General features: G+C 70.0%; 13 protein-coding genes. 11 read left to right on the top strand and 2 right to left on the bottom strand.

Annotation, left to right across the window (positions count from 1 at the left end; all coding sequences use genetic code 11):
- Positions 1 to 57 precede the first annotated feature (57 nt).
- On the bottom strand, positions 58 to 1,689 hold the full coding sequence (locus tag ABIA35_RS07780; RefSeq protein WP_370335451.1) for a DUF2079 domain-containing protein: 1,632 nt from the start codon (positions 1,687 to 1,689) through the stop codon (positions 58 to 60).
- Between the two features lie 762 nt (positions 1,690 to 2,451).
- Here ABIA35_RS07780 and ABIA35_RS07775 point away from each other — a divergent pair.
- From ABIA35_RS07775 to ABIA35_RS07735, 9 genes are all read left to right on the top strand, one after another.
- Complete coding sequence (locus ABIA35_RS07775; RefSeq protein WP_370335453.1) at positions 2,452 to 3,663, top strand: nucleotide sugar dehydrogenase; 1,212 nt, start codon at positions 2,452 to 2,454, stop codon at positions 3,661 to 3,663.
- Positions 3,660 to 4,415 (top strand): glycosyltransferase family 2 protein, encoded by a 756-nt coding sequence (locus ABIA35_RS07770; protein WP_370335455.1) that lies wholly within the window; start codon positions 3,660 to 3,662, stop codon positions 4,413 to 4,415. Before ABIA35_RS07775 ends, ABIA35_RS07770 begins: the two co-directional genes overlap by 4 nt.
- Before the next feature lie 19 nt (positions 4,416 to 4,434).
- The gene (locus tag ABIA35_RS07765; RefSeq protein ID WP_370335457.1) at positions 4,435 to 5,469 is read left to right on the top strand and encodes an NAD-dependent epimerase/dehydratase family protein; all 1,035 of its coding nucleotides are present in this window, start codon (positions 4,435 to 4,437) and stop codon (positions 5,467 to 5,469) included.
- 219 nt (positions 5,470 to 5,688) lie between these two features.
- Positions 5,689 to 6,375 carry a glycosyltransferase family 2 protein gene (locus ABIA35_RS07760; protein WP_370357470.1) on the top strand — a complete coding sequence of 229 codons (687 nt, stop codon included), beginning with the start codon at positions 5,689 to 5,691 and terminating at the stop codon, positions 6,373 to 6,375.
- Positions 6,376 to 6,380: 5 nt separating this feature from the next.
- Positions 6,381 to 6,806, top strand: a complete 426-nt coding sequence (locus ABIA35_RS07755) for a DUF2304 domain-containing protein (RefSeq protein WP_370357469.1) — start codon at positions 6,381 to 6,383, stop codon at positions 6,804 to 6,806.
- Entirely contained in the window at positions 6,803 to 7,762 is a 960-nt protein-coding gene (gene galE / locus ABIA35_RS07750) for a UDP-glucose 4-epimerase GalE (RefSeq protein WP_370357468.1), read from the top strand. The genes ABIA35_RS07755 and galE overlap by 4 nt, the downstream gene beginning before the upstream one ends.
- Positions 7,759 to 9,084, top strand: a complete 1,326-nt coding sequence (locus ABIA35_RS07745; RefSeq protein ID WP_370357467.1) for an acyltransferase family protein — start codon at positions 7,759 to 7,761, stop codon at positions 9,082 to 9,084. The genes galE and ABIA35_RS07745 overlap by 4 nt, the downstream gene beginning before the upstream one ends.
- Before the next feature lie 1,912 nt (positions 9,085 to 10,996).
- Positions 10,997 to 11,770 (top strand): polyprenol monophosphomannose synthase, encoded by a 774-nt coding sequence (locus tag ABIA35_RS07740; protein ID WP_370336452.1) that lies wholly within the window; start codon positions 10,997 to 10,999, stop codon positions 11,768 to 11,770.
- Between the two features lie 122 nt (positions 11,771 to 11,892).
- Positions 11,893 to 13,623, top strand: coding sequence for a hypothetical protein (locus ABIA35_RS07735; RefSeq protein WP_370357466.1), 1,731 nt, complete (start codon positions 11,893 to 11,895; stop codon positions 13,621 to 13,623).
- A gap of 123 nt (positions 13,624 to 13,746) precedes the next feature.
- On the opposite strand, the gene ABIA35_RS07730 is transcribed toward ABIA35_RS07735, so the two are convergent.
- The gene (locus ABIA35_RS07730) at positions 13,747 to 14,646 is read right to left on the bottom strand and encodes a glycosyltransferase (protein WP_370357465.1); all 900 of its coding nucleotides are present in this window, start codon (positions 14,644 to 14,646) and stop codon (positions 13,747 to 13,749) included.
- Between the two features lie 153 nt (positions 14,647 to 14,799).
- Here ABIA35_RS07730 and ABIA35_RS07725 point away from each other — a divergent pair, with 153 nt between their 5' ends.
- Positions 14,800 to 16,290, top strand: coding sequence for a hypothetical protein (locus ABIA35_RS07725; RefSeq protein WP_370357464.1), 1,491 nt, complete (start codon positions 14,800 to 14,802; stop codon positions 16,288 to 16,290).
- A gap of 89 nt (positions 16,291 to 16,379) precedes the next feature.
- Positions 16,380 to 17,978: a DUF2142 domain-containing protein gene (locus ABIA35_RS07720; protein WP_370357463.1), complete on the top strand. Its 1,599-nt coding sequence runs from the start codon at positions 16,380 to 16,382 to the stop codon at positions 17,976 to 17,978.
- Positions 17,979 to 17,990 lie beyond the last annotated feature (12 nt).

Here is a 17,990-nt window from a genome sequence, read left to right as displayed (position 1 = left end):
AGCCGCCGGACGGGGCCCGGCGGGTCTTCCTGCGCCGGGCGGCGGCTGCCGCCCGGCTTACGGGTGGTGCAGAACGACGTAACCGTCGCGCTGGTAGACCGTCACATAGCCGGCGGCCTTCAGCTCGTTCACCTGCTTGATCTGGTCCTGAACCGTCCGGAACGGGTAGATCGCGTGCTTGACGTTCGCGACGACCCACGGCGGGATCACGGTCGTGCGGTCCCCGGGATAGGACCACATGAACACCTTCGTGCGGTCGAGCAGGTAGATGCCGGCGTTGCCGACCGAGGCGACCAGCACCCCGTCCGGAACCTTCGCCGCCGCCTTGCGCTCGGCGACCACCTCCGGCTGCCGCGTGCTGTGCCAGAACGCGGAGGTGGTCATCTCCCACATCTGCCATCGCGGCAGCGAGTCCAGGGACACGAACGTGGCCGCGATCGCCCAGGCCAGCCCGATCAGCCCGGCCCGTTTCGCCCCGACCTTGGGCACCTTGCCGACCCAGCGGGACAGCCGCGCGGCACCGTCGACCGCCCCGAGCAGCAGGATGACGGTGAGGAACGAGTTGTAGTGCAGGTCCATCCCCCAGTACATCGTGTTGTTCGAGAGGTAGCGCTCAGCAAGGAGCGGGAGCCCGAGCAACGTGATGGGGGACAGCAGGGACAGGAACAGCACCGGCAGGAACAGCCACAGGAGCGTTTCGGTCTTCTCCGCGGGGGTGATCGAGTTGTGGAAGACCCGCAGCGGGTGCTCCAGCATGTACTTGATCATCTGCCCCGGCGTGTTGCCGTACTGCTGGTAGGTCCAGTTGCGCTGCGGGCTGCCGCCGAAGTACGGGATCAGCACCTTGTTGACCAGCAGCACCATGGCGAAGCCGATGACGACCAGGCCGACGGCGCCGAGCAGGCGCTCGCGCCGGGTCCACTGCGGGCGGCGGAAGCCCTTGGAGAACAGCAGGTAGATCGCGAACGCCGCGACCAGGAAGCCCATGTCGTCCTTGACCAGCAGCAGGATCAGGCTGATCGCGGCGGCCTGCCGGCGCTTGCCGGCCTGGGCCCGCTCCAGCATCCAGGCGATGATCGGGGCGGTGAAGGCGACCTCGTGGAAGGCGAACCACAGCTGAGCCTGGGTCTCCCAGGCCACCGCGTAGACGACGGCGACCAGGTAGGCGGCCGTGGTCCCGATCATCCGGCGCGTGAACATCCAGATCGGCGGGATCGCGGCGGCGCACAGCACCGCGGTGCCGACCAGCAGCGTCGTCGGCGAGTCGTGGATCCAGTAGAAGGGCACGAAGACCATCAGCAGCGGCGTGAAGTGGTCCGACAGCTGCAGGTTGCCCAGGTCGTGCGCGTTCACCAGCCCGACGACCGGCGAGTGCGGGCCGGTGAAGTGCGAGTAGCTGCGGATCGCCTGGTCGTAGATCCCGAGGTCGAGCAGCCCGGTGTTGCCGTTGTAATAGCGCATCAGCATATAGACGGCGTAGATCACGGTCGTGACCAGGGTCAGCAGCCCGACCGCCACGATGTGGATCCGCTGCCCCTGTTTGCCGCGCCACCACTGGGGCAGGTTCCGGGGGTCGGGGAGGTTGCGGGGGTCCAGACGCCGCAGCACCGCGGCGCGGGCCCGGTTCGGCCACGGGGTCGGGGCGACCGGCGTGGCCTCGTCGGCCGTGTCGACGAGATCCTGGGTCACGACCGTGCCGCCGTTTCGTCCGTGGGCGCGGGGACGCCTCGGTCGAGGTACGTCATGAGTGGAATCCCCCTGGCTGGAAAGTCGGGTCGATCTGAAGCGGGTCGCCGGAGCCGCACGCTCATCGCCGGGCCCCCCGTGACGGCATCCGAGTATTCGAACACATCACCGGTCCCCGCGACATCCGGATGCGGGCTTTGAGGGGAACCCGACAGCGCAGCGGCGCCCGATCGAAGGGCTGACCGGCCCGGCGACGCCCACAGCTGTGCGCGTTCGCGCTGGCTGAAGCGAGGCTTCGACGCTCATGGTCGGATTCTCCTGAAGAATGCGCGCGTTCCCAAAAGCGTGTCTTCCGCGGGAGACGCGATCGCTTGTCGCATGAGCTGCTCATAGTACAGATACTGGGGATACCCATCGGCACCGTCCCGGGGGATCCGCCACCGAGAGTTCATCCACGAGTTCATTGGCGAGTTCACCCGCGCGCCGCCGACTCCGTGCCCGAGCCGCGAGCCCCGAGCCGTGAGCCCCTGGCACCGAGCCGCGAGCCCCGGCCGCCGATGGCGGCCCGCCGCCCCCGACGCTCCGAACACCCGACCGAGTCCACCGCCTGATCCGCCCGGCGCACCTCAACGGCGGAGCGCAAAGGTGTCCGGGCTCTGTGCCGGATGGGTCACAGCATGTCGTCAACCGCCCCGGCGGCCCACGCCGATGTCATATTGTGGGCCGACTGACTTCTCACCGAACGCCACCGCAACAGGGGAATCCATGCCCGAAACCGCACAAAACGGCTTCGCTCACGAAGTCGTGGTCATCGGCGGGGGCGGGCATGTCGGCCTGCCGCTGGCTATCGCGCTCGCCGACCGCGGCGCCTCGGTGGTCGTCTACGACGTCAGCGCGGAGGCCGTCGAGGCGGTGAACTCCGCCCGGCTGCCGTTCGACGAGCCCGGGGCCGCCCCGGTGATCGAGCGCGTGGTGGCCGCCGGGACGCTGTCGGCCTCCACGGACCCCGCGGTGGTGGCCGACTGCGAGCACGTGATCGTGGTCATCGGGACCCCGGTGGACGAGCACCTGAACCCCGACCAGACCGCGATCCCGCGGGCGCTGGAGACCTGTGCGCCGCACTTCCGGGACGGCCAGCTGCTGATACTGCGATCCACGGTGTACCCCGGGGTCACCGAGCTGGTCGAGCGGATGATCGCGCGCCTGGGCGTGGCCGTCGACGTGGCCTTCTGTCCCGAGCGCATCGCCGAGGGCAAGGCCATGACCGAGCTCTACGAGCTGCCGCAGATCGTCTCCGGGCGGACCGAGCAGGCCCAGCAGCGTGCGGAGGCGCTGTTCCGCCGGCTCACCGACAAGATCGTGCACCTGAGCCCGGAAGAGGCCGAGCTGGCCAAGCTGTTCACCAACACCTGGCGCTACATCAAGTTCGCCGCGGTGAACCAGTTCTACATGATGGCCAACGACCGGGGCCTGGACTTCGAACGCATCCGGGCCGGGCTGACGCAGGACTATCCGCGCGCGGAGGACATGCCCGGCGCCGGGTTCACCGCGGGCCCCTGCCTGTTCAAGGACGCCATGCAGCTGGCGGCGTTCCACAACAACAACTTCACCCTCGGCTACGCGGCGATGACCACGAACGAGGGCCTGCCGCTGTACGTCGTGGACCGGCTGGACTCCCAGTACGACCTGAAGAACATGACGGTCGGCATCCTGGGCATGGCGTTCAAGGGCGGCTCGGACGACACCCGCTCCTCGCTGTCCTACAAGCTCAAGCGGATCCTGAAGTTCAAGGCCGCCGAGGTGCTGTGCACCGACCCGCTGGTCACCACCGACCCCTCGCTGGTCGGCCTGGAGGAGGTCCTGGAGAAGGCGGACCTGCTCATCGTCGGCGCCCCGCACCCGGAGTACCGCGGCCTGAAGGCCACGGTGCCGGTGGCCGACATCTGGAACGTCTTCGGCGACGGGGTCCGCGTATGACACCGGCGGCGGACCCGAACCGGCCGAAGGTCTCGGTCATCATCCCGGCCTACAACGAGGGCGACACGGTGCTCCCGGTGCTGGACCGGCTCTTCGAGTCCGTCCAGCTGCCGTGCGAGGTGCTGGTCGTGGTGGACACCCCCGAGGACACCACGATGCCGGTGATAGAGAAGTACGCGGCCGCCGAGCCCCGGCTCAAGGCGCTGGTCAACACCTACGGCCGGGGCCCGGCCAACGCCATCCGGTTCGGCATCGACGCGGCTCTGAGCCCGGCGGTGGTGGTGACCATGGCCGACGGCTGCGACGACCCGCGGCAGATCGACGACCTGGCCCGGCTCGTGGAGCGCGGCGTGGCGGTGGCCGCGGCCTCCCGCTACATGGCCGGCGGCCAGCAGGTCGGCGGGCCGCTGCTCAAGGGCCTGATGTCGCAGGCCGCGGGCCGCTCGCTGGCCTGGTTCGCGCGCGTGGGCACGCGCGATGCGACCAACTCCTTCAAGGCCTACTCCACCGAGTTCGTCCGCGAGGTCGGCATCGACTCCCGCGACGGCTTCGAGATCGGCATCGAGCTGGCCGCCAAGGCCCGCCGGCTGCGCCGTCCGGTCGCCGAGATCCCGACCATCTGGCTGGACCGCACCCAGGGCGGCTCCAACTTCCAGCTGCGCAAGTGGCTGCCCAAGTACCTGCGCTGGTACCGGTTCGCCTTCGGGCCGCCGTTGACCGTCGAGCAGCTCCGTACCAAGACCGAGAACTGAAATCCAGGAAGCGATATCCATGTCTGAGAAAGTCCTCGTCTCCGGCTCGGCCGGCTTCATCGGCGGCTACGTCGTGGAGGAGCTGCTCTCCCGCGGCTACACCGTGGTCGGCATCGACAACTACTCGAAGTACGGCAAGATCGTGAAGTCGTACGACGACCACCCGGACTACCAGTTCCACGAGGGCGACGTCCGCGACACCGCGCTGATGACCGAGCTGCTGGGGACTTGCGACCACTTCATCGCCGGCGCGGCGCTGATCGGCGGCATCTCCTACTTCCACACCTACGCCTACGACCTGCTGGCGACCAACGAGCGCATCATCGCCTCCTCGTGCGACGCCGCCATCAAGGCGCACAACAGCGGCAACGGCCGGCTGAAGAAGGTCACGTACATGTCCTCCTCGATGGTCTTCGAGTCCACCGAGGAGTGGCCCTCCGTGGAGGGCTCCGAGCGCAAGGTGCCGCCGCCGCTGTCGTCCTACGGCTTCCAGAAGCTGGCCGTGGAGTACTTCGCGCGCGCGGCGTGGGACCAGTACAAGCTGCCCTACACGATCGTGCGGCCGTTCAACTGCGTCGGCATCGGCGAGTCCCGCGCGCTGGGCGACGAGGAGATCCTGTCCGGCAACGTCAAGCTGGCGATGAGCCACGTGGTGCCGGACCTGGTGCAGAAGATCGTCAAGGGCCAGGACCCGCTGCACATCCTGGGCACCGGCGAGCAGGTGCGCCACTACACCTACGGCGGCGACCTGGCCCGCGGCATCGTGACCGCGATGGCGCACCCGGCGGCGCTGAACGACGACTTCAACCTGTCCACCCCGGCCGGGCACTCGGTGAAGCAGCTGGCCGAGGCGATCTGGGCCAAGATCAAGGGCCCGGACGTCCCGCTGACCCTGGTCTCCGACGACCCGTTCGAGTACGACGTGCAGCGCCGCGTGCCCGCCACCGAGAAGGCCGAGCGGGTCCTGGGCTTCACCGCCGACACCTCGCTGGAGCAGATGCTCGACGAGGTCGTCCCGTGGATCGTCGCCGCGGTCGAGAACGGCACGATCTGACGCTTTGCGGATATTCCGGGTCCGCTAGGTGCATTAGCGCCGGTCCCCCATTCGGCGGACCGGCGCCTGGGGCCGCGCATTGTTAAGTACCATGAGCCGTCGCCGCCTTGTCCGGGCCGCGGGCAGCTCCCGGCGTTCCCGCGTTTCCGCTTTCCGCTTCTGGCGGGCAACCGGATCCACCCCGGCCGGCGTCAGAAACCTAGGAGGAGGTGCGCGACGATGACGGACTACAGCGACGTGTGGATCGTGATCCCGGTCTACAACGAGGGCGCCGTCATCGGCGACGTCGTGGAGAACACACGCGCGACGTTCCCGAACATCGTCTGCGTCGACGACGGCAGCCGCGACGATTCGGCCGCGCGGATCGCCGAGACCGGCGCGCACCTGGTGCGGCACCCGGTCAACCTCGGACAGGGCGCGGCCCTGCAGACCGGCATCGCCTACGCCCTGGCCCAGCCGGGCATGCGCCACCTGGTCACCTTCGACGCCGACGGCCAGCACCGGGTGGAGGACGCCGAGACGATGCTCGCCGTGGCCCGCACCGAGGGCGCCGACGTGGTCCTGGGATCGCGCTTCCTGGAGCAGAACGAGCAGATCCCGCTGCTGAAGCGGATCGTGCTGCGCACCGTGGTGGCGCTGAGCCCCACCGCGCGCAAGCTCAAGCTGTCCGACGCGCACAACGGGCTGCGGGTGATGACCCGCGAGGCCGCCTCCGGCCTGCGGATCACCATGAACGGCATGGCGCACGCCTCGGAGATCGTCGGCTTCCTGGCGAGCTCGGGGCTGAAGGTCCGGGAGGTCCCGGTCACCATCTTGTACACCGACTACTCGCGGTCCAAGGGCCAGTCGTTGATCAACGGCGTCAACATACTGTTCGACCTGTCGGTCCGGCAGCGAGGGGCGTAGAACTCATGTGGATCCAGTTCATCCTGATCGCGACCGCGATCGTGCTGTTCGTCTTCTTCATCCGCAGCTCGCACTCGGTCAAGACCCAGGCGTTCAAGCGCATCGGGTTCGTCGTCTTCCTGGGCCTGAGCCTGGACGCCGTGCTGCGGCCGAACGACACCACCTGGCTGGCCCACAAGGTCGGGGTCGGCCGTGGCGCGGACCTGCTGCTGTACATGCTGGTCGCGGCCTTCGCGTTCTTCGCGGTGAACACCTTCCTGCGGTTCCGCAACCTGGAGCGCCGCTTCACCGACCTGGCCAGGTCCATCGCGCTGCGCGACGCCCAGGCCCCGGCCGTGGTGACGGCGCCGCCGGCGCGGGTGCCGGCCCGGGCGGCCGAGAAGGAGGAGCCCGAGCCGGAGCCCACGCTGTCTGGAGGACCGGCTCGATGACCTGGCTGGTGACCGGCGGCGCCGGGTACATCGGCGCCCATGTCGTGCGGGCCCTGATCGCCGACGGCCACGAGGTGGCCGTGCTGGACGACCTGTCCACCGGCTTCAAGGAGCGGGTGCCCGACGGTGTGCCGCTGATCATGGGCACGGTCCTGGACCCGGCCGCGCTGGCGCGCGCCCTCGGGGACCACGAGGTCTCCGGCGTCGTGCACCTGGCCGGCAAGAAGAAGGTCGGCGAGTCGGTCGCCGAACCCCTCTACTACTTCCACGAGAACGTCGAGGGCCTGCGGGTCCTGCTGGCGGCCATGGGCGGGCACGGCGTGCGCTCCCTGGTGTTCTCCTCCAGCGCCGCCGCCTACGGGATGCCCGACGTGGAGTTCGTCACCGAGGACACCCCCTGCGCGCCGCTGAGCCCCTACGGGCTGACCAAGCTGGTCGGCGAACAGATGATCGCCGCCGCGGCGGTCGCCCAGCCGCTGAACTACGTGAACATCCGCTACTTCAACGTCGCCGGCAGCGCGAGCCCCGAGCTCGCCGACCGGGGCGCGGCCAACCTGATCCCGCTGATCTTCGAACGCGTCGACGCCGGACTGCCCCCGCGCATCTTCGGCGACGACTATCCGACCCCGGACGGCACCGGGATCCGGGACTACATCCACGTCGCAGACCTCGCCGAGGCGCACACCGCGGCGGCGCGCCGGCTGATCGCCGACCCGCAGACCGCGCTCACCGTCAACGCCGGCCGCGGCGTGGGCGTGTCGGTGCGCGAGATCATCCAGACCGTCGGCTCCGTGATCGGCGAGCCCGGCCTCACCGGGGCCGTGGAGGCACGCCGGCCCGGCGACCCGGCCCGCTCGGTGGCCTCCGCCGACCGGATCCGCGAGGAACTGGGGTGGACGGCGCGGCGGGACGTGCGCGAGATGGTGGAGTCGGCGTGGGCGGGGTGGCGCCGGTGACTGAAGGAGTGGGGACAGCCGGAGTGACGGCGGCGGGCACTGAGACCGACGCCGAGGCCGAGACTGAGGCCGGCAGCGCTGCCCAGCCCGGACCGCCCGCCGGCGAAGCGGCCGCGCCCCCGGCCCGCCCTCCCCGGCTCTACGCGCTGGACCTCATACGCTTCATCGCCGCGGCGGTGGTGGTGCTGCGCCACTGGGTGGCGATCGGCGCGGTCTACGTGGGCAACCACTGGGTCTACGCCTGGGGCATCGCGCAGCCCAAGCACATAGCGCCCTTCCCCCTCGTCGCTGTCGCGACCTACGGAGACCTCGGCGTCCAGCTCTTCTTCCTGATCAGCGGATTCGTGATCTGCATGAGCAGCTGGGGCCGCACGCTCGGCCAGTTCGGCACCTCGCGCGTCTCGCGGCTCTACCCCGCCTACTGGTTCTCGGTGCTCGCCTCGATCGCGGTGCTGCTGGCCCTCCCCCGTCTGGGCGTGCACCGGTGGCCCGGGACGTTCCACGACGTTCTGATGAACCTGACCATGACGCAGAGCTTCTACGGCGTCCACGACATCGACCCGGTGTACTGGACCCTTGCCGCTGAACTGCGCTTCTACCTGCTGTTCGCGATCGTCGTGGCGTTCGGCGTCACCTACCGCCGCGTCATGTACTTCTGCTGGCTGTGGGTGTTCGCCGCGATGTTCACGCAGGTCACCGGCAACGGCACGCTGAACCAGATCCTGCAGCCGGCCTACGCCCCGTACTTCATCGCCGGCGTCGCGTTCTTCCTGATGTGGCGCTTCGGGCCGACCATGCTGCTCTGGGCGCTGGTCGGGGTGTCGTTCCTGACCGCACAGTCGCAGACCACCCCGGACCCGGCCTCGTTCCCCGAGATCGGCTGGGCCTACCCGCGCTGGCCGATGCTGCTGTGCCTGGTGCTGTTCTTCACCCTGATGGCCCTGGTCGCGCTGCACAAGCTCGACTGGGTCCGCTGGAAGCCGCTGGCCACCCTCGGCGCCCTGACCTACCCGCTGTACCTGCTCCACCAGGACATCGGCTTCACGATGATCGCCTACCTGCACCGGCACCTGTCGTTCTGGCCCACCCTCGGCGTGGCCTCGGTCGGCATCCTGGCGCTGTGCTACCTGGTCCAGCGGTTCGTCGAACCGACGGTGCAGCGGCTGCTGAAGAACGGCATCAAGAACTCCCTGGCGGCCATGCGCCGCGGCGACGAGGGCACCCCGTCCGCGGGCCGGGGCTCGAGAAGTCGCACATTCCTGATTCCGCACCAGACCGCGGCTTCGTCGCCGTCGCCGTCGCAGTCCGAACCAGCTCCATGAGAAGCCGTCACGGGCTGCGCGGTCCGGTCACCCTGCGCATCCTTCACGTCACCCAGGGCACCAAGGCCTTGATTGTGTCACAGCTTCTCCAGACCAGAAGACCAGCCCCGGTATCCACCGGGTAATCTCTACTGTCGCGCTCGGCAGGTCACGAACCATGGCGCGGCACAGCCAAGGCACCAGTCAGCTTCGTTTCAGCGCAGGCCACAAAGAGGTTCCTTTGTCCACAACGAGTCAGGAGAAGGACGGTGCGGCGGAGGTCGCCACTCCGTCCCCCGCTCCCCACCGAATAGCGGGCTACGCCATACGGCGTATTTTGGAACCATTCTCGGTAGGGTTCAGCGCGGCCGTGCTGTTGTTCGCCCGGCTGATGTTTCCCACGCCGGTCGGCGTGGCGGACAACTACGACGGCAGCCGGCTGCTGTGCCATCTGGGCCTGTACACCACGGGCAACTCCGGCCAGATGCGCGCCTGGGTCAACTTCACATACGTGATCAAGCAGGGGTGGACCTGCACGAAGACCCCGTACGGCATCGGCACCAAGGGCGCCACGAACATCGACCTGCCACAGCCGGCGTACAACTCCAGCCAGCTGGTCCTGATGAACATCGCGCACTACCTGACCAAAGCGCTGGGACTGCATAACAAGATCGGACCGACCGCCCTGGACCTGCGGGTACTCGGTGCCGTGGGCTGCGTCTTCATCGGGATCGCGATCGGCTTGCTGTTCGCCGTCATGCGCGCCTCGCGGCTGTCCCGCTATCTGGTGTGCGGGGCCGTGCTGCTCATCGTCGCCGACGCCAGCTTCATCGATTTCGCCGCGTCCCCGCTCAGCGAGATCTCGGCCGTCATCGGCGTGCTCTTCCTGCTGCCGGCCATCCTGTTGCTGTTCCGCCCCGGCCGATCGCGCTGGGCGGGGTTGGCTCTGGGCTGCGGCGCCCTGCTTTTCCTGGTTACCTCCAAGGCCCAGGACGCGCCGATGGTGGGCCTGGTCGTGCTGCTCCTGGCCTTCCCAGTCACCGTGGGCCCGCTCAAGGGCCGGGTCGGCAGCCGGGTGATCCCGGCGATGCTGGCCTTGGTGGTGGGCTTGGCCGGCCACGCGCTGACCCCCAAGCAGGACCCGCACTTCACGCTGCAGACCAAGGCCGACTTCCTGTTCAACGAACTGCTGTACGTGAGCCCGACCCCGAAGGCCGACATGGCGGCCATGGGCGTGCCGTTCTACTACAGCTCACAGGTCGGCAAGCCCGCCTGGTGCCCGCCGTACTCGCCGAGCGTGATGGACACCGGGATATACGACCCGTCCACCAAGGGCGACAAGTACGTGGCGCGCGACCATTCGAACGACCCCGCGCTGCAGGCGGCCATGAAGACCGGCAACACGTGGAAGTTCATGCTGACGCACCCGGACCGCATGGTCCGCGTCGCCAACGACGCCGCGAACGCCTTCTTCTATGTGCGTCCCACCTACACCGGGCTGTGCGGTGGGACGCACAGTGCCCAGGCCAACCCGCTGGCCAACTACCCCGCGCCGCACGGCGCCAACGCCGTCGACAAGCGGTTCACCCCGGTGACCAGCTTCCTGGGCCTGTTCCGCGGCCTGGGCCTGATCCCGCTGCTGCTGCTGTGGGCCATCCCGATCTGGGTCGCCGTCCGGCGCCTGGCCCGCCGGCGCGACCGGGTCACCGGTGAGCGCAAGGCCTTCGCGTGGATGACGTTGCTCCTGTCGGCCATCGCCCTGTTGCAGTTCGGCGCGGGGGCCTACTTCGACGGGATCGACACCTCCAAGCACCTCAACCTCTCGATCTTCGCCTCGGTGCTAGCCGTGGTGACCGCTGTGGCCACCGCCCGCCTGCGCCCCGAAGCGGCCGGCGTGGGCGCCGTGGGCGTCGTCGGGACCGCCCCCGACCAGATTCAAAGGAGCGAAACCGACGTGGAGTCCGAGGCCGAGGCCTTGAGCGTCCTGGTGATCATCCCGACGTACAACGAGTCGGAGAACCTGGAGAAGATCGTCACCCGGGTGCACGCGGCGAATCCGGACGTGCACGTCCTGGTCGCCGACGACAACTCCCCGGACGGCACCGGCAAGCTCGCCGACAAGCTGGCCGGCGCGGACGAGCGGGTCAAGGTCCTGCACCGGGCCGGCAAGGAGGGCCTGGGCAAGGCCTACCTGGCCGGGTTCGCCTGGGGCATCGAGCACGGCTACGACGTCATCTGCGAGATGGACGCCGACGGCTCGCACCGCCCCGAGGACTTCCCGGCGCTGCTGAAGGCACTGGTGGCGCAGAACGCCGACCTGGTCCTTGGTTCGCGCTACGTCCCCGGCGGCAAGACGGTCGGCTGGCCCAAGCGGCGGGAGGTCCTGTCCAAGGGCGGCAACACCTGGGTCCGCCTGGTCACCGGCATGAAGCTGGCCGACGCCACCGGCGGCTACCGCCTGTTCCGGCGCGAGACGCTGGAGAAGATAGACCTGGCCTCCGTCGCCAGCGCCGGCTACACCTTCCAGGTCGACCTGGCCTGGCGCACGGTGCGCGCCGGCCTGAAGGTCGTCGAGGTGCCGATCACCTTCGTCGAGCGGGAGCTCGGGGCGTCGAAGATGAGCGGGAACATAGTCGCCGAGGCGCTGTGGCGCACCACCGTGTGGGGCACCAAGTACCGGCTGAGCCGCCTGGTCGGCAAGAAGTAGGAGCGAAGCCGGCCCGCAGGCCCGACGGCACGATGGCGCGATGACACGCCGGGCTCGGGCGCCCCGCCCCGGGCCCGGGCCGGCGAGATCGAACCCAGACCGCGATTCGTAAGGAACACACCGTGACCACTATCGCCGCGGAGCCTGAGGCCGGCCCGCGAAGCGCAGGCCGGATCCGAGCGTCCAACGAGCTCTGGTCCCGGGCCCTGACCGCCGGGCGCTGGCCGCTGTACGAGGCCGCCGTGGCCTTCGCGGCCGCCGCGTGGATGCTCGTCTCCACCAAGACCATCAAGGTCTTCGCCCCGCTGGACCGGGTGAGCCAGGTCAGCGGTCTGGCGGCGCTGCAGTTCCGGTTCCTCGTCCCGGCCCTGGCCCTGGTGGTGTTCCTGCTGCTGGCCCGCCGGTCGGAGAAGTACCGGCTGCTGGCCTCACGGACCGCCTTCGCGGCGCTGCCCGGCTTCACCTCGGGCTTCCTGGCGGCCGGCGTGTCGCTGGCGCTGCGCGGCGCGAACCTGCCGCTGAACGGCACCGCGGGCGACGCCGGCGACATGGAGCGCTGGGCGATCATGCTCCAGCACGGCCAGATGACGCACCCCGGCTACCCGCCGCTGTACCCGCGCATCGTCTGGTTCGTCGCGAAGTTCAGCCACGACAACGTCTTCCTCGGCCTGAAGCACACCGAGATCCTGACCACCGCGGTCCTGGGCCCGCTGACGTACCTGGCGTGGCGCTTCGTCGTCTCCCGGCCGTGGGCGTGCGTGCTGGCCCTGGTGTTCGTGCCGACGCTGGCCGAGCCGTACAAGGCCTACGAGCCGCTGGTGCTGGCCGTCATCATCCCGATCGTCATCGCCTTCCTGCGCTACCTGCAGACCAGCCCCGCCAAGGGCCTGGTGCACCTGGCGATCGCCGGGCTGGCCTGGGGTCTGCTGGTCGGCGAGATCTTCATCCTGTTCGCCGGCCCCTTCTACTGGGCCGCGTTCGGCGTCTGCCTGGGCGCCGCGGTGATGTTCCCGTGGCGCACCGGATGGCGCCACGGCGCGACCCTGCTGGGCGCGACAGTGGTCGGCTTCCTGATCCCCTCGTACCACCTGATCGACGGCCTGCTGCACGAGGCGCCGGACCCGTACTTCTTCTTCGGCACCAGCGTGGACCCCGCGTACACCTTCGTGTACCTCACCGACCAGCCCGGCAACGCCATCCGAAACGGCACCTGGCCGCCCACCGGCGAGCTCGGCGGCGTGGGCGTCTTCGGCGTCATCGTCCTGGTCCTGACCGGCGTGGCGATCTGGCTCGGCATGCGCCGCACCCCGGTCCTGCTCACCGCCGGCCTGCTCACCGGCGGCTGGCTGATGCGCTTCTACCTGGCCTCGCACGAGTACCGCGACCAGCTGGTCCGCTACTGGCCGCGCACCACGACGTTCTCGCTGTACTGCTTCCTGATCCTCGCGGTGTTCGCCGTCAAGCTGATCGGCGAGCGCGCCCAGGAGTTCCTGGCCGAGCACCAGCAGCTCACGGCGAGCGTGCGGGAGCAGGCGGCGGCTGCGAAGGCCAAGCCCGAGACCGAGGCCGCAGCGCAGGAGTCTGACGCCGAGACCGACACCGGCACCGAGGCCGAGGCCCGCGTGCCCGCGCAGCGGGGGCGGCGCACCGGCGGGCGTGTGGCGGCGCCGTTCCAGACCGGCATGGTCGGCCTGGCGTTCGCGCTCACGCTGTTCACCGGCATGTCCGCCTCGGCGGCCACCGACAAGATCATGCCGAAGAACGACGGCTCCGAGGGCCAGCTGGCCTGGCACGCGCACTTCGACTCCCCGGCGAACCTGGTGCAGGGGGTCACCAAGGTCAACGGCAAGTAGGCAGTAAAACGGCGGAAGGGCCCGGTTCCAGCGGCGGAGGCTGCTGGGGTCGGGCCCTTCGGGTTTCGCGATTTCGTTGGCTGAGAAAAGGTGGGCGGATGGGCGGGCGACCGCGCGCAGCTGCTACCGCACCCCGTGCCGCAGCATCGCCTTCGCGGCGTCGCCGTCCCGGGCGATGGCAGCGCCCGGCAGCTGGCTCAGCGCGTTCAGGCGCGACAGCAGGCGGCGCTTGGCGGCGCGCTCGGCCGACTTCCAGTTCAGCGCGATGAGCTCGGCCTGGATGTCCTCGAAGTACTTGCGCTCCTGGTCGAAGCGGCGGCCGCTGCGGGCGAAGGAGCTGGAGTGGCTGGAGCCGTGGCGGCGGTAGCGGAAGGCCACCTCGGTGCCGGCCACGACCTCGCCGCCGGCCATGATGACGTCCACGATGAAGGCCAGGTCGTGCGCGGCGTCGATGCCCTCGCGGTAGGACACCTTCTGCAGGTGCTCGCGGCGGTAGCAGGAGGCCGGGGTGTACAGCCAGTTGCTGCGCAGCAGGCTCGCCGCGCCCGCGTCGCCCTGGAGGACCACCTCGCCGGTGCCGGGGCGGGTCAGGCGCTTGATCTTGTCCGGGAGTGGGAAGTGCGGAGCGCCGTCCTCGTCGATGACCTCCACGGCGGGCTGGACCATCGCGGCGTCCGGGTGGCGGCGGATCAGGTCGGCGACCGCGCGGCCGTAGTTCGGGTTCACGAGGTCGTCGGCGCCGGGCATGGCGAACCAGTCACCCTCGGCGAGTTCGATGCAGCGGTACGTGTTCGCGTTGTTGCCGAGGTTCTTCTCGTTGCGGACGTACCGGATGCGGTCGTCCTCCAGGGCGCGGACCGTGCGCTCGACCTCCAGGCCGTCCGGGTAGGCGTCCTCGACCACCGTCAGCCGCCAGTCGGTGTCCTCCAGGGCCCTGATGCTGGCGATCGTCTGGTGCAGGTACTCCGGACTCCCGTAGTAGGGGATGAGGAACTCGATCACCGCAGCGCCGCTGCCGGACATGGCGCCCACCCCTCTCGACATCCTGTGGAACGAGCCAACATGCTACAGAAAACGTAGACAGGGCCGGGACACGCTCACGCCTCCCCGCGGATCTGGCACTATCGACACGTCCCCCTCGCCGCCCGCACCACCCTTACCCTCGGTGATTCCTCGATGACGCTGACCGCTATACGCCGCCTCGCCAAAACCCCCTCGGCGATGATGACGGCTTCGGTTCTCCTGGTCGCCGGCGGTGGCTATCTGTTCCTGATGCTGGCCGGCGGACTGACCGACAAGAACGAGGCCGCCGCCATGGCCTCGATGTACGTCCTGGTGAACCTCATCGGCCAGGGCGTCTTCGCGGGCCTGGAGCAGGAGACCAGCCGGTCCCTGAGCCGGGCGGTGGCCGTCGGGGAGGACACCGGGCCGGTCATGCGCCGCGCCGTCCGGCACACGGCCGCGCTGCTGGCGGTGTGCTGCGTGTTCGTGGTGGCCGCCTCGCCGCTGCTGGTGGCCGGGCCGCTGCACAAGCAGTGGGTCCTGATCCCCACCGTGGTGGTCGGCACGGTCAGTTACGCGCTGTCATACCTCGTACGCGGCCTGCTCGGCGGGCAGCAGCTGTTCGGCGGCTACTCCGCGACGCTCGTCGCCGAGGGCATGTCGCGCATCGTGCCGTGCCTGGCGATCGTGGCCATCGGCGCCGGATCCGCGCTCGTCTACTGCGCCGTGTACTCCTGCGGCCTCTTCTTCTCCGCCGGGATCGGCTGGTACTTCTGGTTGCGGCCCCGTTTGGCGCGACAGCATGCTGAGGCGGCCGGCACCGCGAACGCCGCCGCCAGCACAGGCACCGGCACCGGCACCGGCACCGGCACCGGGCCGACCGCCGCCGGCCTGGCCGCCGACTCCCTCACCGACCCCACCACCGACTCCCCCGCGTCGGGCCTGCGCGCCTGGTTCTCCGCCGGCCTGCTGTTCCTCGTCGGCGCGGCGCTGCTGACCCAGCTGGTCGCGAACCTCCCGGCGCTCGGCGCCAGCTCCCGCCTCGGCGCGCACCCGGCCACGGCCACCGCCTTCGTCCAGGCCGCCACCCTGGCCCGCATCCCCCTGCTGCTCGTCGGTCCGGTGACGGCGCTGCTGCTGCCGCGCCTGACGGCCGCCGGCGCCGTCGGCGACATGCGCGCGGTGCGCACCACGGTCCGCAACGGCTCGATCGCCATGCTGGGCCTGGGCTCCGTGGCCGGGGCCGGGCTCGGGGTGATGGGCCCGTGGGTGCTCAAGACCTTCTTCCACGCCAGCGGGATCTCCGCCCTGTCCCTGGTGCTGATGGCGATCGGCACCGCGGGCCTGATGACGGTCGGCGTCCTGCAGCCGACGCTGATCGGCCTGGGCCGCCAGCGCCAGGTGCCGATCGCCTGGGTCGCCGGCGCGGTCGCCATGGGCGTGGCCGTGGTGTGGCCCGGCGACCCGGTCTCGGCGGCGGTCACGGCCTCGCTGGTCGGCCCGGCCGGCGTGGTCGTGGCGATGGCGTTCAGCCTCAGGGGTCTGCGAGACGCCCGCTTCACCGGGGCCGAGGACGCCGATCCGGCGGCACCGGCCGACCAAGCCGGCCCAACCGATCCGGCCGATCCGGCGGGAGCAGCGGCCCCGGCGGCCAGCCGGGTGTGACCCCGGTCACCGCCAGGGAAACGCCGATCTTCACCGTCTTCACATCCAGGTGGGTCGATCCGTACGATGAACGGCCCTAAACTGACGGGATGCCTGCCGCCCCGTCCCGCACCGCCCTGCGCCTGAAACCGCGCTCGACGGGGACGAAGGCGTTCCTGCTGGCGTTCGTCGGCTTCTTCCTGCTGGGCGCGGCCTGGTCCCTGGCGATGCCCTACGACGGCTCGGCGGACGAGTTCCGTCACGTCGTGCGGGCCTACGGCGTGCTGGACGGCCAGATCAACGTCCACGACTCGCACATCACCGTGCCCAAGAGCCTGGTGCCCGACGGCGTCGCCGACCCGGACCCGCAGTCCTGCATGCGCTGGAAGCTCGACGTCACCGCGGCCTGCGTGGCCTCCCCCGCGCCCGGCGACGAGCACCGCATGGTGGACACCACCAGCGGCGCGGCGAACTACAACCCGATCTACTACGCCGTCACCGGCTGGCCGATCAAGCTCTTCCCGGATTACCACGGCGTGATCGCCGCCCGGCTCCTGACCTGCCTGCTGACCAGCGCGCTGCTCGGCGGCGCGGTGGCGGTCGCGGCCCGGCTGGCCCGCGGCCGCGGGCCGCTGGTGCTCGGCGGCGTCCTGCTGGCGGTGACCCCGGTCGCGGTGAACCTCACCGGCGCGGTGAACCCGGCCGGACCGGAGATCGCGGCCGCGGTCGCGGTGTGGACCTCGCTGATCGCGATCCTGATGGCCCGCGACGATTCCAAGTGGACGCTCGCCCTGTTCGGCGTCTCGGCCGGCGTCCTGGCCGTCCTGCGCGAGCTGGGCATCGGCTGGCTGCTGGCGGCCCTGGTGGTGACGGCGTTCGGGGCCGGCAAGGACCGGCTGCGGGAACTGGCCCGCCGACGACCGGTCCAGCTCTGGTCGGCGGCCGTGGTGATCGCCGCGGTGGTCGGCGCGGGCTGGATAATGCTGTCCACCCAGGCCGGCATCCCGGCCAGCGGCCAGTCGACCAACGCGATCCCCCATGGCATGAGCCTGATCGTGAAGGAGCTGACCCACCGGGTCCCGATGTACACCAGCGGCCTGGTCGGGCTGACCTCCTTCGGGGACGTCGCGGTCCCGCTGCCGCTGATACTGATCTGGTTCGCCGCCGTCGGCGCGCTGCTCATCGCGGCCGCACGCCGGGCCGGCTGGCGGGCGCTGCTGCAACTGGCCGCGATCGTGGCCGGCGGCTACCTGTTCCTGGTCGCCGCCGACCTGCAGGCCGCGGCTGGCGGCTGGTGGTTCTCGCAGGGCCGCTACGCGCTGCCGATGCTGGTCGGCGCGCCGATCCTGGCCGCCTTCGTGCTCGCCGACCGGGGTCTGGTGGCGGTCCCGCGCCAGGCCGCGCAGATGCGCTGGGCGGCGTGGATCCTCATCCCGACGCAGGGCGTCGCGCTGTGGATCACCATGATCCGGTTCCAGCACGCCTTCCACGGCCGGCACCCGAACCTGTTCTTCCTGTTCGACCAGACCTCGTCGGTGAACCCGTTCTCCGGGGCGTGGACGCCGCCGGGCTCCGGGGTCCCGGCGGTGCTGCTCGGGGTGGCCGGAATCGTGGCCTTGCTCACCCTCGTACTGCGGGCGGCCCGCTCCGGGCCGATATCGGACGTCGAAACGGTCACAATCCGTGAACGGTATATAAGGATTTCCTAAGCGCCGACGTCC

The organism is Catenulispora sp. MAP12-49 (assembly GCF_041262705.1).
In the GTDB taxonomy this organism is placed as follows: Bacteria; Actinomycetota; Actinomycetes; order Streptomycetales; family Catenulisporaceae; genus Catenulispora.
This window is presented reverse-complemented; position numbering and strand designations above follow the sequence as displayed.

Bases quoted from the DNA above. Each gene is read 5' to 3' on its own strand.
- ABIA35_RS07775 (WP_370335453.1), top strand. From the start codon at position 2,452: ATGCCCGAAACCGCACAAAACGGCTTCGCTCACGAAGTCGTGGTCATC.
- ABIA35_RS07770 (WP_370335455.1), top strand. From the start codon at position 3,660: ATGACACCGGCGGCGGACCCGAACCGGCCGAAGGTCTCGGTCATCATC.
- ABIA35_RS07765 (WP_370335457.1), top strand. From the start codon at position 4,435: ATGTCTGAGAAAGTCCTCGTCTCCGGCTCGGCCGGCTTCATCGGCGGC.
- ABIA35_RS07760 (WP_370357470.1), top strand. From the start codon at position 5,689: ATGACGGACTACAGCGACGTGTGGATCGTGATCCCGGTCTACAACGAG.
- ABIA35_RS07755 (WP_370357469.1), top strand. From the start codon at position 6,381: ATGTGGATCCAGTTCATCCTGATCGCGACCGCGATCGTGCTGTTCGTC.
- galE (WP_370357468.1), top strand. From the start codon at position 6,803: ATGACCTGGCTGGTGACCGGCGGCGCCGGGTACATCGGCGCCCATGTC.
- ABIA35_RS07730 (WP_370357465.1), bottom strand. From the start codon at position 14,646: ATGTCCGGCAGCGGCGCTGCGGTGATCGAGTTCCTCATCCCCTACTAC.
- ABIA35_RS07725 (WP_370357464.1), top strand. From the start codon at position 14,800: ATGACGCTGACCGCTATACGCCGCCTCGCCAAAACCCCCTCGGCGATG.
- ABIA35_RS07720 (WP_370357463.1), top strand. From the start codon at position 16,380: ATGCCTGCCGCCCCGTCCCGCACCGCCCTGCGCCTGAAACCGCGCTCG.